This window comes from Rhizobium sp. P1_B8, from assembly GCF_056406515.1.
The window spans coordinates 426,363-439,653 of record NZ_JBFTZZ010000001.1; the positions used below are offsets into that span (position 1 = coordinate 426,363).

Here is a 13,291-nt window from a genome sequence, read left to right on the forward strand (position 1 = left end):
CGTGCGTTGTCAGCCCATCGAAACCAAGGAGACGCTCATATGACCTTGAAGAGAAACATTCTGCTGGCAGGCGCGGTGCTGATGGCTAGCGCCGGTCTTGCGCAGGCGGAGATGATGGCGACGACGGTCAACGATCTCAACGTCCGTGCTGGCCCCGGCCCACAATATCCCTCGGTCGGTCTTGCCACCCGCGGCTCCACCGCAGTCCTCGACGGCTGCATCGAAGGCAGCCGCTGGTGCCGTGTCGACGTCAACGGCATGCGTGGCTGGGTCTATGCCGATTATCTGCAGGTCGATCACGGCGGCAGCTCTGTCATGGTCGAGCAGCACCGCTCCGAGATCGGCGTTCCCAGCGTGACCTACGAGTCGACCGCGAGTGTCGTTCCGGCCGAGCCGCAGCCGGCGCCGGGCGACGAGTTGCTCGGCCCCGTCGGGTCGGTCGAGACTATCGCCCCGCCGGAGACGGTCCGCACCTATATCGACACCAACCCGGGTGAGACGGTGCAGCTTGGCGGCGACGTCGTCGTCGGCGCGGAAGTGCCTGCCGATGTCACCTTCCAGACGATTCCCGACTACGAGTACCGCTATACGAGGATCAACGATCGGCCGGTGCTGGTCGATCCCGGTACGCGCCGGATCGTCTACGTCTATCAATGACGTGATCGGCAGAAACTCAGGCGAGGCGGACGTCGGACCGCCTCGTTCCGGGGCGCTTCTTCCTGCCTTAATCCCGCATCGGTTGATTTTTCTTAACGCTTTCCTCTGAAATATGATAAAATACTAATACGCCAAAGATCGGCGTAGCCGGGCGATCGGGGAGATCGCCAGAGGAGGAAATCATGGAAGCCCTACTTCCGCTCATCACACAATTGATTGCCGGTGCAATCGGCGGCAACGCCGCGAGCGCCGCTTTGAAGCAGCAGGCGATCAACGTCGTCGCCCGTACGATCGCAGGTGCGATCGGTGGCGTTGCCGGCGGTATGCTGCTCAGCATGGTCGGTGGGGAAGCGGCTATGACCGGCCTGATCGCCGACGGCATCGGCGGCCTGATCGGCGGCGGCATTCTCTCGACGCTCGCCGGACTGGTCATGGCACGGGCACATAGGTAAAAAGGCCCGGCAGGCGTTTATCTCCAGCGCCGCGCGTCTTTTGAGACGCGCAAAGAACGCTGTAGCACTTTAAATTGCTGCATAATTTTATCCTTACATCGATTCCGATTTAAGGAATTATGCAGTAGCCGGCCGATTTCCTGAGGGTCTTATTCGGCGGCGATCACTGCCGGATAGACTTCCTTCATGTAGTCGTTCATTTCGGAGATCGTCGACGGCGTGAAGCGGTACGGGCCGGTTTCGGGAACCGGGGTCACTTCCGCAGCCGAACCGGTGAAGAAGCACTCGCTAAAGCCGGGGAGTTCCTCCGGCAGGATCGCGCGTTCGATCACCTCGATGCTGCGGCGTTTTGCAGCCAAGGGCTACGCCGATGCTATGGTGCTCGATTATCGCGGCCAGGTCGCCGAAGCGACCGGCGCATCCCTATCTCCTCCGGCGCTTCACGCGCCATGCCTGTTGATTGTTGTCCCCATTACGTTTTATCCACAGACGCAAGGGGAAATCGCGTATTGCGTCGGAGTTGCCGGACGGGCCTTAGCTTCCAGGGAAGTGCCAGGGAAATGATAGACCGTGCGGGCCTCCCGCAGAGTTCGAGGAAGCTAAGCGGCAAATTTATGTCAATAAAGCTGACATATCTTCGCGAAAGTTTCACGTAGCGCGCGGAACGAGAAAGGAATGCCGAGTGTCACGACAGACCGGCCCGAAAGTAGGCAAGCCAGAGCCGCTGGGCACGCCGATGGAAGATACTGATATCATCGATTTCGAGATCATCGAGCTGTTCTTCTTCGCCTATCGCGACTTCGTTTCCGATCCGGATGCCATCCTCGAAAAGAGCGGCTTCGGCCGGGCGCACCATCGCGTCGTGCATTTCGTCAACCGCAATCCCGGCATGACGGTGGCTGATCTTCTCGATACCTTGAAGATCACCAAGCAGAGCCTCGCAAGGGTGCTGAAACAGCTGATCGATTCAGGCTATATTCGCCAGGTGGCAGGTCCCGAGGATCGGCGGCAGCGCAAGCTTTATCCGACGCAATCGGGACGAGAGCTGGCGCTTGCCCTTGCCGAGCCGCAATCGCGCCGCATTGAGCGGGCATTCGAAGGGGCTTCTGCGGAGGTGCGGGAGGGCGTAAAAGCTTTCCTCAGCGGCATGCGGGACAGACAGAGGGCGGATTGAATGGCGGTCAAGACAGGTATTTCCGACGATGCGGCGCATTTGCTGGTGGTCGATGACGACTCCCGTATCCGCGCGCTGCTCAATCGTTATCTCGCCGAGAACGGCTTCCGCGTCACCGTCGCCGCCGACGGCGCCGAGGCGCAGCGCAAGCTTGCGGGTCTCGATTTCGACCTGATCATCATGGATGTGATGATGCCGGGCGAATCCGGCATCGACGTCACCCGCGGGCTTCGCGCCATCAAGAACGTCCCGATCATCATGCTGACGGCGCTGGCAGAATCGGGCAACCGCATCGAAGGCCTGGAGGCGGGCGCCGACGACTATCTTTCCAAGCCCTTCGACCCGCGCGAACTGGTGCTGCGCATCAACAACATCCTGCGCCGCAACGCCGGCGGCGAGGGACCGAAGATCGAACAAGTGATGTTCGGCCCCTACACCTTCTCGCTGACCCGCAAGGAGCTGAAGAAAGCCAGCGAGGTGATCCGGCTCACCGACCGCGAGCAGGAGATCATGCTGCTCTTTGCACGGCGCGCCGGCGACACGATCCCCCGCCATGAACTGATCGGCAACGATACCGAAGTCGGCGAGCGGACGATCGACGTGCAGATCAACCGGCTGCGGCGTAAGATCGAGGACGATCCCGCCAATCCCGTCTGGCTGCAGACCGTGCGCGGCATCGGATACAGGCTGAGCATCGACTAAACTCAAGGTTCGGGACCGGCGCTGATGGTGACGATCGACAGCTTGCGGCGGGAAGACCGCACTTCTGCGCCGGGCTGGCGCTGGATCGTCCGGTGGCTGCGCCGCCGGCTGCCGACCGGACTTTACGCGCGCTCGCTGCTGATCATCATCATTCCAATGGTGCTCTTGCAATCCGTCGTCGCCGCCGTCTTCATGGAGCGCCACTGGCAAATGGTGACGGAGCGGCTGTCGCTTGCCGTCACCCGTGACATCGCCGCCATCATCGAAATCATCGAGACCTACCCGCAGAACTCGGACTATAGCGAGATCATCCGCATCGCCCGCGACCAACTCAGCCTGCAGATCTCGATCGAGCCGGACGGCGATCTGCCGCCGCCGCGCGTCAAGCCTTTCTTCTCGATTCTCGATGGCATCCTCAGCGACGAGATCACCGACGAGATCCACCGGCCTTTCTGGATCGACACGGTCGGCAATTCAAACCTCGTCGAGATCCGCATCAAACTCGACAACAAGATCCTGCGGGTGCTGACCAAACGCAGCCAGACCTATGCGTCGAACACCCATATCTTCATCGTTTGGATGGTTGGCACCTCGCTGGTGCTGATCGGCATCTCGATCCTCTTCCTGCGCGGGCAGATCCGGCCGATCCTGACCTTGGCGCGCGCGGCCGAAAGCTTCGGCAAGGGGCAGAAGCCCGATAATTTCTATCCGCGCGGCGCCGACGAGGTCAGGCGCGCCGGTCTTGCCTTCATTCTGATGCGGGAGCGAATCGAACGGCAGATCGAACAGCGCACCGCGATGCTCTCCGGCGTCAGCCATGACCTGCGCACCATCCTCACCCGCTTCAAGCTGCAACTGGCGCTGGCTGGCGACAATCCCGACCTGCATGGGCTTAACGATGACGTCAACGACATGCAGACCATGCTGGAGGCCTACATGGCCTTTGCACGCGGCGAGGTCGAAGAGGATGTCGGCGAGCTGAAACTCAGTGAGATCTTCGCGAAGCTGGAATCCGATTTCGCCCTGCACGGCAAAAAATTCAGCTATTCCATCGAAGGCGATGACGACATATCCGTCAGGCCGAACGCTTTCATGCGGCTCGTCACCAACCTTGCCTCGAATGCTCGGCGTTATGCCAATAGGCTCGACATCGAAGCCAAGCACAACGCCAAATGGCTGACCGTCGTCTTCGACGATGATGGGCCGGGCATTCCTGAGAAGAACCGCGAGGACGTGTTCAAGCCATTCTTCCGGCTGGATACGGCGCGCAACCTGGATGCGTCGGGCACCGGCCTCGGCCTTGCGATCGCCCGCGACATCGCCCGCAGCCACGGCGGCAACGTCACGCTCACCGACAGTCCGCTCGGTGGGCTGAGGGCAACGATCCGCATTCCGGCTTGAAGGCATGTCGCGCAAAAATGTGCAGCGGTTTTGCGATAACGACATGCGTAGAAACAAAGACATAAAGCGCAAGGAGCGAATCTGAAAGATTGCGACGGGCTTTAGACGCCGGCGGCCGTCAGCTTTACGGCTTTGCGCGCATCGAAATCATCCAGGTGTTCGACGATCCAGCGCCAGAGCGTGACGACTTGCATGAGGAGGTCGCGTCCGAGCGGCGTCAACTCATATTCGACGCGCGGCGGCACTTCGGGATAGAGCGTGCGGATGATGAGGCCATCTCTTTCGAGGGTGCGCAGCGTCTGCGTCAGCACTTTCTGGCTGATGCCCTCGACCCTCTCCATAAGGCGTGAGAAGCGCAGGGGTGCGCCGGCATCGGAGAGTACGTGCAGGATGCGCAGCGGCCATTTCGCCGCCGCCCGCTCGATCAGTTCACGGGCCCGCCCATCCTGTTCGTCCGTCATACTGCTGCAGAAATCGAAGATGTCACTGGTCAAGTCAGTTACCTCAAGGTGTGTATAGATCGTCCGGGTACCTTCTTTCGATTGGATACAATAGACCATACATGAGCCGGGAACCAAAGCAGGAGGGTTTCCGATGTTCAGAGTCTGGTTGATAACAGGGAGTTCGCGCGGTCTTGGCCGGGCGCTGGCGGAGGCGGTTTTGGCCTCCGGCGACAATTTGGTGGCAACTGCGCGCGATCCCGGCCAGCTTGCCGATCTTTCCGAGCGGTATGGCGATCAGGTCCTGACGCTGGCGCTTGACGTGACCGACGAGGTGGCGGCAGCGGCAGCAGTCGAGGCTGGTGTGAAGAGGTTCGGGCGCATCGACGTGCTCGTCAACAATGCCGGCTACGGCAATGTCGGCTCGATCGAGGATACCAGTCTTGCCGATTTCCGCGCCCAGATCGAGACCAACCTCTTCGGCACCATCATCATGACCAAGGCTGTCATCGCCCTGATGCGCGGGCAGGGGGCGGGGCACATCATCCAGTTCTCATCGGTCGGCGGCCGGATCGGACCCGCCGGGCGCGGCGCTTATTCGGCGGCGAAATTCGGTGTCGAGGGCTTTTCCGAGGTGCTGTCGAAAGAGGTCGCGCCGTTCGGCATCAGGGTGACGGTGATCGAGCCCGGCGGCTTCAGGACCGATTTCGCCGGCTCCTCGACGGTGCTTGCCGAAGGGCGGCAGGACTATGCGGAGACGGTCGGTGCTACGGTGCGTTTCCAGCGTGAGTACGATGGTCGCCAGCCCGGCGATCCTGCCAGAGCGGCGGCAGTCGTCATCCACATCGCCGGTCTCGACGAGCCGCCGTTCCGGCTGCTGCTTGGCAGCGATGCGGTACTCAATGTCGAAAAGGCGGATGCGGCGCGTATCGAAGCCGATCGGATGTGGCGCACCGTGAGCGTCTCGACCGATTTTGATGCTGAGGCTGAGTTCATGCCCTGGAACAAGAAGACCGGCTGACGCAGGCAAAACAAAAGCGCCGCTGAAAAGCGGCGCTTTGCATCAGGGATATTCGACGATTCAGCCGGCGGTGCAGAAGTGGCTGCGGCCGTCATTGCCGACATAGGTGCCGCTGCGCGGATCGAAGGAGCGGTAGCGGTAAGAGCAGTAACGCTCCCATTGCGGCGACCAGGGCTCCACCGCCGTGCGGACCGGCGCGTAATATTGCGGCTGATCGACATAGACGCGGCGGGGCGCGCGATAGACCGGGGCGGGCTCGTAATAATCCGGCTCGTAGGCCGGGTCGATGTAGCGGCGTTCTTCGTAGACCGGACCATTATTGGCGTTGGCGATGGCCGAACCGACGATCAGGCCGGTGGCAAGGCCGACGGCGCCGCCGACCCACGCATCGTTGTTGCCGTGATTGCCGTGGCGCCAGTGGCGGTCGCGGGCCGACGCTTCACCGATGGCAGAAAGCGTGAGTGCGGCAGCGGTTGCCGTCAGCAGAATGGTCTTGGCGAGCCTGTTCATAAGCATAAATCCTAATCCCGGGAACCGAACGCCGGCCCCTTTCTCGATGATGAGAGAAGTACGGATTTGTAGCTGAACGAAGGCTGAACGACAAAACCCGGCATTGCTGCCGGGCTTCAACTCGAACTCGCCAGCCTTGTTAAGGGTTCAGCCCGCAATCTGCAGATTGACGGCCTTCGGGCCCTTGCCGCGGCGATCCGGCTCCGTGTCGAAGCTTACCTTCTGGTTTTCCGTCAGACCGGCCAGGCCGGAGGCCTGAACGGCAGAAATGTGAACGAAGATATCGGCGCCGCCCCGGTCCGGCTTGATGAAGCCGAAGCCTTTGTCGGTATTGAAGAATTTTACAGTGCCAGTCTCTGCCATGCCTCAGGTCCTTTTCTCTCTGCCCGCCATCCACACGGGCAGCATCATAGCATTGCCTCCTTGCGGAGGTGTTGGCAGGCAATTCTTGAAATGTGAGAAAAAGGTCCCCTCTACCTCGGCCTGTTCCAGGCAGGACTTTCGCCCGCCATTTTCGGAACCGGCTGACCGGAATATTAGCGTTCCCGGCGCGCAAATACTTAAGGACTTCCCATGCTCGCAAAATGCCCGAACGCGCTGAGAGTGCTGCGTTTAAAGGATTTTGGCAAGCAAAAGTTTTTTAACGTGTCGTTCCGGGCACACCCCTGCCGACATCCAATTTGCGAAAAAACGCAAAATTTCCTTCGCTGATAGGGAATGATTAACGTTTTATATCGTCTGCAATATAAGTTCCGAGCAGATTTTCCCAAAAATGCAACGTGAACGCGTCTCTCGCGGCAAATGAATTTTTTTTCCGATGCGTGACTCACCCATATTTGGACGCGTGTTCACGCGGCTGGCAAGCGCCGGCGGGTCAGTCCCGGCACGAGTTCGACTACAAGCATAGCGATAAACATTAGCGCGCAACCTGCATAGCCTGTTACCGGCATCGTCTCGCCGAGCAGCAGGGCAGCGAGTGAGGCGCCAAAGAGTGCTTCGGAAGAAAGGAAGATCGCGGCCTGCGAGGGCGTCGTGTAGCGCTGGCCGATCACCTGCAGCACGAAAGCCACGCCCGAGGAGAAGATACCGACATAAAGGATCTCCGGCGCCGCGGCCCGTATCGCCGAAAGGCTGACCGGTTCGACGGCTGCGGCAACGGCCAGCGCACAGACTGCGGTGACGGCGAATTGCACCGCGGAGAGCGCGAGCGGCCTTCCGGTCTCCGAAACGGTCGTGCCGGCAAGGGTGATCTGGATCGCCCAAAAGGCGGCGCAGACGACGGTCAGCAGATCGCCTGGGGTCAGTGCCGAGAGATGGCCGCCGGACAGGAGATAGATGCCGGTGACCGCCATCAGCGCGCCCGGCCAGATGACCCAATGCGGGGCACGGCGCAGGAAGAACACGGCGATCAGCGGCACGAAGACCACATAGAGGCCGGTGATGAAGCTGGAATTCGTCACCGTCGTCGTCTGCAGGCCGACCTGCTGCGTGGCCGCGCCGCCGAAAAGGGCAAGGCCGATCAGGATATAGAGCTTCGCATGGCGTGCGCTGGTCTTCTCCTTTGCCTTGCGCGCTTCGAAAAGGACGAAGGGCAGCACGGCCAGCGTGGCGACGGCAAAACGCAGGCCGATGAACCAGAAAGGGCCGATCGCCTTCATCGCCGTCGACTGCGCGACGAAGCCGCCGCCCCAGATGGCGGCTGCAAGCAATAGGAGGAGGTTCGCCTGAACGCGCGTCACGTCGTCCTCGATGGGGAAGGGAGATGTGCGCAAGCGGTTAGCAGTTGCGTTTCCTTTCGGCAAGGGTGAAGACTTCGTGCCGGTTGACGGAGGTGAAGGCATGCGAGGCGAAGAACGGAAGCCGGCCGGCGACGTGGCCGCGCCGAGGGCGGCAGGCTATTCCGGCACGCCGCTCGTCAGGAAACTCGGCCTTGCACAGGGGCAGTCAGCCGCTCTTCTCGGCATTCCCGAAACGATCGGCGACATCAATGGTTTCGACGGTTTTGCCTCGGTCGTTCGGGCGCTTCCGGAGACGCCCGCACGCGTATTCGACTATGTGCATCTCTTTACGACCGAACGGGCCGTGCTAGAGCGGACCGCGCCTGCGCTCCTGCCTGTTCTGGTGCCGAATGGCATGGTCTGGATCTCCTGGCCTAAGAAGAGCTCGAGGGTGCCGACTGATATCACCGAGGACGTGCTGCGGGAGGTTCTGCTTCCGATGGGCCTCGTCGACATCAAGGTCTGCGCCGTCGACGAAATCTGGTCCGGGTTGAAATTCGTCATCCGCAAGGAACTGCGCGGCGCGTTGTGACGTCTCAGCCGTTGCGGGCCTGCGCTCTGGAGATCCTGAGCAGCGCGCCGTTGTCCTCGTCCGTCACCATCAGCAGGGCGCCGTCGGGTGCGACGACGACGTCGCGGATGCGGCCGTATTCGCCCTCGAACAGACGTTCTTCGGTGACGAAGGCGCCGCCGTCGTCGCGCTGCATGCGCGAGAGCAGTTGGAACTTCAGCGCCGCGACGATGAAATTGCCGTCCCATTCCGGGAACATGGCGCCGCGATAGACGACGAGCGCGCCGGGTGCGATCGAAGGATCCCAATAGTGCAGCGGCTGTTCCAGCCCTTCCTTGGCCGTGCCTTCGCCGATCTCGGCACCCGAATAATCGCGGCCATAGGTGATAACAGGCCAGCCGTAATTCTTGCCGGCCTCGGGCTGGTTGATCTCGTCGCCGCCGCGCGCGCCGTGCTCGACGGTATAGAGCTTGCCATCCTTGGCGTCGAAGGTGATGCCCTGCGGGTTGCGGTGGCCTTTCGACCAGATTTCCGGCAGCGCCTTGCCGCCGTCTTTGAACGGATTGTCGGCAGGGATGCTGCCGTCGGCATTGATATGGATGATCGAGCCGGCATCGTCCTGCCAGTCTTGCGAGCGGTCGCGGTCGCCGCGGTCGCCGACGCTGATGAACAGCGAGCCGTCTCGGGCAATCGCGATGCGCGAGCCGTACTGGATGTTGCCTGACGTGAAGCGCTGCATGGTGAAAACAGGCGTCACGGCGTGAAGCGTCTTTTCGTCATTTGAAAGCGTGGCGCTGAAGGCTTCGGTGCCGGAGCCCCGGCTGTTGGCGATGGCGGCGGTGAAATAGAGCTTGCGGCTCGTCGCAAAATCCGGTGCGAGCGCCACGTCCATCAGGCCACCCTGGCCACGGGCGCTGACCTTAGGCACGCCGCCGATCGGGTCGGAGACCTTGCCGTCGCGGACGATGCGCATGCGGCCCGGCCGCTCGGTGACGAGATAGGCGTCGTCGGGCAAGACCTCGACCGCCCAGGGATGTTCGAGGCCGTCGGCGAGCTTGTCGACCCGCACCGCGAGATCCTGCGTGTTGACAGTATCAGCTGCATCCGCCGATACGGTGCCGAACAGGACCAGCGCTGCGGCGAAATGGAAGGCGGACATTCTCTTCATCGTGCATCCCCGTCGTCTCTCAGGCTGAACGTGGAGCGGGCAGGGGAGGGCTTCAACCCTCATTCGACCTGCAATAACGGCTTTGTGTTTACCGGTTGAACTGATCCCGTTATCCAGATTCAAAAGAGGTAGAGCGTCCTTTGTGCGTCCAAGAGGACGCACGGCGCTCTAGCCATCGACCAATTCCGCCTCGAGGATGTAGCGCAACGGCCCGCGTTCCGTCGCGTCGAAGGGCCAGCAGGTGGTCAGCACCAGGCGGCGGCCATCGGAGGTGGGATCGATGCCGCTTGCATCCCACGGGGCGATGCGGCCCTCGCCGGCCTTGAAGGTCAACAGTTTGCCGTCGCGGCGCGTGACTTCAATCGTATCGCCGGGCCTTATATATTGCAGCCAGCGGAAATGCGTGTCGCGATGGGCAGCAATCACGGAGGTGCCTTCCTCTCCGGGCTGTGGCGTGTTGACGAGCCAGGCCGGACCGAAGGCGAGAGCTTCGCCGGAGGCGCCGGAGAGCACGATCGCCTCCTTGCCGAGGCGCGGGGCGCGTACCTTGGCCTCCGTGGTGAAATCCGCCCAGGGCCAGGGTTTTGTTTCTTCGCCCCGCAATTCGGCGGCGAAGGCGCGTTTCAGCAGAACCTGGGAAAGCTCCGCCTTCGCCTTCAGCAGGAAGCCGTCGCCGATCAGCGCCAAGCCATAGAGGGCAAGGCCGGCGATGGCAAAGGCGATTGCTTTTTCGATCGAGGAAAGACGCCAGAGGAAGAAACCCTTCTTCTGGCGCATCTTCGGTCGGTCATAGGCCGTGGCGGCGGCCATGGCGAGTTCCAGATAGGTCGGAAGCGGCTCGAATTCGGCCACTTCCTCATTCTGGCTTGCAGAGAGCCTAGAGACCATTTCGTTTGGCTCCGACGGCAATAATGCCCTTGAGGCGCCGCCGCCAGACGGCCAGCCCGCTTGCCGCCATCAGCGCGAGGAGCAACATGGTCAGCCCCCGGATGATCTGCTCGTCGGCGCGCGTCGCCGTCTGCGGCAGGTTCACGGTCGTGCTTTTTTGCGCGATCATGGTGGCGGCCTTGGCGGTCGGGGCTGCAGCCATCATGTTTGCGATCTCAGGCGATGCGATGAGTTTCTGTGTTTCGGCCTCAGCCTGCTCCGGTCTGGCGCTTCCCGTAGGCGTAGCCGAGCCATGGCGCTCTGCGTCGTCACGAGGGACAGGGTTTTCGCCGAGGACCTTATCAAAGTCCCAACCTTCCGGCAGGTTGAGCGGCAGCTTGGTCGAGCCGAGCGGCTGATCGACCGGGCGAGACGGGGTGACGTCGACGGCAACCAGGCTGGTGACGCGGGAGACGAGGTGATGGGCGAGCGCGACGGTCTCGATATCCTTGTCGAGCGCGGCCGGATCCTGACGTTCATAGGCGCGCGCCTCGAAATCGTCGATCTTGCGCCGCGCCCAGAGCTTGGAAATGCCGTTGCCGTTGGCGGCATTGGCGATATTCATCTCGACGCGCCAGGGCTGCTCGCCTGTCTTGCCGAAGATCTGCAGCTTGCCGGCGGGCTTATCGTCAGGCAGTCGCGCGGTCAGCACGACAGGCTCGCCGCTATAGAGGTCCGGCATCGGGTTTGGCGTGATATCCTCGGCAGCGATGCCTTCGAAGGTTGCGGCGATATCGGTTATGGCTGGGTTCTGCAGCTTGGCGAAAAGCTCGCCCATGCGGCTCGCCACCTGATCGGTCGAGCCGATCGCCGTAAAGGTGCCGCGGCCGACTTCGGCGGCCTTGGTCATGAAATAGGTGTTCGGCGCCGAGCCGATGCCGACGGTGAAGACGCGGGCATCGCCGCGGTTTGCGGTGATCTCCTGGAAAAGCTGCTGTTCGTTGCCGATCGCGCCATCCGTCAGGAACACGACCTGGCGCAGCGCTCCGGTTGCGACCGGTCCCTGGTTACGCAGCGCAGCCTGCAAGGCAGGTAGCATTTCCGTGCCGCCGTCGGCAGTCAGGCCTCTGACATAGGCAATCGCCTTTTCGCGATTGTCAGGGGTGGCAGTGACGAGACCCTTGAAATAATCGGTCATCGTATCGTCGAAACGGATGACGTTGAAGCGGTCGTCGGCGTTCAGCTTGGAGATCGCAAGCGCCAGGCTCTGCCTTGCCTGCTCGATCGACGGGCCGGACATGGAGCCGGAATTGTCGATGACGAAGACCACCTCGCGTTTCGCCGGCGGCGCTGCCGTATCGGGGGCAGTGGGCGGGGTGACGAAGGCGAGCAGATAGGTCTTACCATCAATCACTTCGCGGAAGAGGCCGGCACTCGGCATCTTGCCGGGGGCGGCCTTCCAGGTGAGCTCGAAATCCTTGTCGGCGGGAACGGAGTCCGCCTTCAGGCTGATCGTTCTCGCCTGGTCGCCGTCCTGGCTGATATCGACCGCGTGGAAGGAGGATTTGACGTCGCCGAGCGGGAAACCGGCCTTGAGATCGACGGTCAGCGAAACCGGATTGATCCTGGCGTTCTCACGCGGGTCAAGCACGGTGGCTTCGATCTTGTCGCGGTTTTCCACCGGGTCGCGCGGTGTGGCAAAACCGGCGCCGTTGTTGAACTCGACGGTCTGGACGATCGGCGCCGGATTGTAGCGCGGGGCGACGACCATCGGGACGCGCAGCGAGAACTCGCCGCCCGATTGGTGGATCATCTGCTGATACTCGATCTGGACGACGATGGTTTCGCCGGGACCGATATTGGCGACCTGGTTGGTGAAGATGTTCGGCCGCTGCTGTTCGAGCAACGCCGTCTTCTTGCCCTCGGCCTTGGCCTGCTCGTAGATCTCGCGGGCTTCCTGGCGCGGCTTGATCTGGCCTTCGATGAAGCGTTCGCCGATCTGCATTTTCAGGGTGTCGACGGCGGAATTATCCGGCAGCGGAAAGACGTAGGTGCCCTCGACCCAACCCTGGCTCGGATTCTGGAAGCGTTGCGTCACCTTCACCCTGGCGATCGGGCCGGAGACATCGATGGCGACATCACTCTTCAGCCGCGGCGCTTCGACATAGAAGCCCGGCTCCTTCGACGGAAAGAGCAGCGAGCCGCTGCGGACGTCGTTCGGCCGGACAAGTGCTGCGAGCTCAGCGGATGCCTGCGGCGTCTCGGCCGCGCGGGCGGCGGAGGCAAGTCCCAGCACCGCGGTGATGCAGGCCGCAAAGATAGTGAATGCAACAAGGACTGAAACGGAAATTCGGCGCGCGCGAATGCGCCCTATGGCAAACTCATCTTCCAGAAACATTGGCATACCCTCAATAACCAATTTCGGATGCCGGATGATGCGGCTTCGATCTCGGCGCGCTCGCGACCGAATTGCGGCGCGGCGCGGCATTTGTTGCGGCTTATTCGTGGCGATGGCCAAATTCGGCGATGCCACTGATTTCAGGGAATAAATCCGGATGACGTCAGAGATTGATTCAAGATCTGCGCATGGCGTTTCGACCAGGTGACGCA

14 protein-coding genes and 1 pseudogene are annotated in these 13,291 nt (G+C 61.7%); 7 read left to right on the plus strand and 8 right to left on the minus strand.

What is annotated here, in order from left to right; genetic code table 11:
- The first annotated feature begins 39 nt into the window (after positions 1–39).
- Together AC1D2N_RS01995 and AC1D2N_RS02000 are read left to right on the plus strand one after the other, a co-directional pair.
- Entirely contained in the window at positions 40–657 is a 618-nt protein-coding gene (locus AC1D2N_RS01995) for a DUF1236 domain-containing protein (RefSeq protein WP_130729325.1), read from the plus strand.
- A gap of 182 nt (positions 658–839) precedes the next feature.
- The gene (locus tag AC1D2N_RS02000) at positions 840–1,109 is read left to right on the plus strand and encodes a hypothetical protein (RefSeq protein ID WP_003541697.1); all 270 of its coding nucleotides are present in this window, start codon (positions 840–842) and stop codon (positions 1,107–1,109) included.
- A 149-nt stretch (positions 1,110–1,258) separates the two neighbouring features.
- On the opposite strand, the pseudogene AC1D2N_RS02005 reads toward AC1D2N_RS02000, so the two are convergent.
- Positions 1,259–1,462: pseudogene (locus AC1D2N_RS02005) on the minus strand (branched-chain amino acid aminotransferase); the annotation flags it as partial.
- Positions 1,463–1,791: 329 nt separating this feature from the next.
- Here AC1D2N_RS02005 and AC1D2N_RS02010 point away from each other — a divergent pair.
- The 3 genes from AC1D2N_RS02010 to AC1D2N_RS02020 are packed head-to-tail and all read left to right on the plus strand — an operon-like array spanning position 1,792 to position 4,386.
- Positions 1,792–2,283 carry a MarR family winged helix-turn-helix transcriptional regulator gene (locus AC1D2N_RS02010; RefSeq protein ID WP_026230704.1) on the plus strand — a complete coding sequence of 164 codons (492 nt, stop codon included), beginning with the start codon at positions 1,792–1,794 and terminating at the stop codon, positions 2,281–2,283.
- Positions 2,284–2,985: a response regulator gene (locus AC1D2N_RS02015; RefSeq protein ID WP_003581129.1), complete on the plus strand. Its 702-nt coding sequence runs from the start codon at positions 2,284–2,286 to the stop codon at positions 2,983–2,985.
- A 24-nt stretch (positions 2,986–3,009) separates the two neighbouring features.
- Entirely contained in the window at positions 3,010–4,386 is a 1,377-nt protein-coding gene (locus tag AC1D2N_RS02020) for an ATP-binding protein (RefSeq protein WP_047618532.1), read from the plus strand.
- A 101-nt stretch (positions 4,387–4,487) separates the two neighbouring features.
- Here the strand turns inward: AC1D2N_RS02020 and AC1D2N_RS02025 are convergent, their stop codons facing one another.
- Positions 4,488–4,946 (minus strand): winged helix-turn-helix transcriptional regulator, encoded by a 459-nt coding sequence (locus tag AC1D2N_RS02025; protein ID WP_018243020.1) that lies wholly within the window; start codon positions 4,944–4,946, stop codon positions 4,488–4,490.
- A 34-nt stretch (positions 4,947–4,980) separates the two neighbouring features.
- Here AC1D2N_RS02025 and AC1D2N_RS02030 point away from each other — a divergent pair, with 34 nt between their 5' ends.
- A complete protein-coding gene (locus tag AC1D2N_RS02030) occupies positions 4,981–5,847 on the plus strand; it encodes an oxidoreductase (RefSeq protein WP_130729323.1) in 867 nt (288 codons plus the stop codon).
- A gap of 60 nt (positions 5,848–5,907) precedes the next feature.
- On the opposite strand, the gene AC1D2N_RS02035 is transcribed toward AC1D2N_RS02030, so the two are convergent.
- The 3 genes from AC1D2N_RS02035 to AC1D2N_RS02045 form a co-directional block, all read right to left on the minus strand.
- A complete protein-coding gene (locus tag AC1D2N_RS02035) occupies positions 5,908–6,363 on the minus strand; it encodes a BA14K family protein (RefSeq protein WP_026230703.1) in 456 nt (151 codons plus the stop codon).
- A gap of 141 nt (positions 6,364–6,504) precedes the next feature.
- Entirely contained in the window at positions 6,505–6,720 is a 216-nt protein-coding gene (locus AC1D2N_RS02040) for a cold-shock protein (RefSeq protein WP_003561293.1), read from the minus strand.
- Positions 6,721–7,205: 485 nt separating this feature from the next.
- Complete coding sequence (locus tag AC1D2N_RS02045) at positions 7,206–8,096, minus strand: DMT family transporter (protein WP_130729322.1); 891 nt, start codon at positions 8,094–8,096, stop codon at positions 7,206–7,208.
- A gap of 100 nt (positions 8,097–8,196) precedes the next feature.
- Here AC1D2N_RS02045 and AC1D2N_RS02050 point away from each other — a divergent pair, with 100 nt between their 5' ends.
- Positions 8,197–8,667 carry a hypothetical protein gene (locus tag AC1D2N_RS02050; RefSeq protein WP_026230701.1) on the plus strand — a complete coding sequence of 157 codons (471 nt, stop codon included), beginning with the start codon at positions 8,197–8,199 and terminating at the stop codon, positions 8,665–8,667.
- Between the two features lie 4 nt (positions 8,668–8,671).
- On the opposite strand, the gene AC1D2N_RS02055 is transcribed toward AC1D2N_RS02050, so the two are convergent.
- The 3 genes from AC1D2N_RS02055 to AC1D2N_RS02065 form a co-directional block, all read right to left on the minus strand.
- Positions 8,672–9,814 (minus strand): PQQ-dependent sugar dehydrogenase, encoded by a 1,143-nt coding sequence (locus tag AC1D2N_RS02055; protein WP_130729321.1) that lies wholly within the window; start codon positions 9,812–9,814, stop codon positions 8,672–8,674.
- A 168-nt stretch (positions 9,815–9,982) separates the two neighbouring features.
- Positions 9,983–10,702 carry a class GN sortase gene (locus tag AC1D2N_RS02060; protein ID WP_018446660.1) on the minus strand — a complete coding sequence of 240 codons (720 nt, stop codon included), beginning with the start codon at positions 10,700–10,702 and terminating at the stop codon, positions 9,983–9,985.
- Positions 10,692–13,079, minus strand: a complete 2,388-nt coding sequence (locus tag AC1D2N_RS02065; RefSeq protein ID WP_130729320.1) for a marine proteobacterial sortase target protein — start codon at positions 13,077–13,079, stop codon at positions 10,692–10,694. The genes AC1D2N_RS02060 and AC1D2N_RS02065 overlap by 11 nt, the downstream gene beginning before the upstream one ends.
- Between the last annotated feature and the right edge of the window lie 212 nt (positions 13,080–13,291).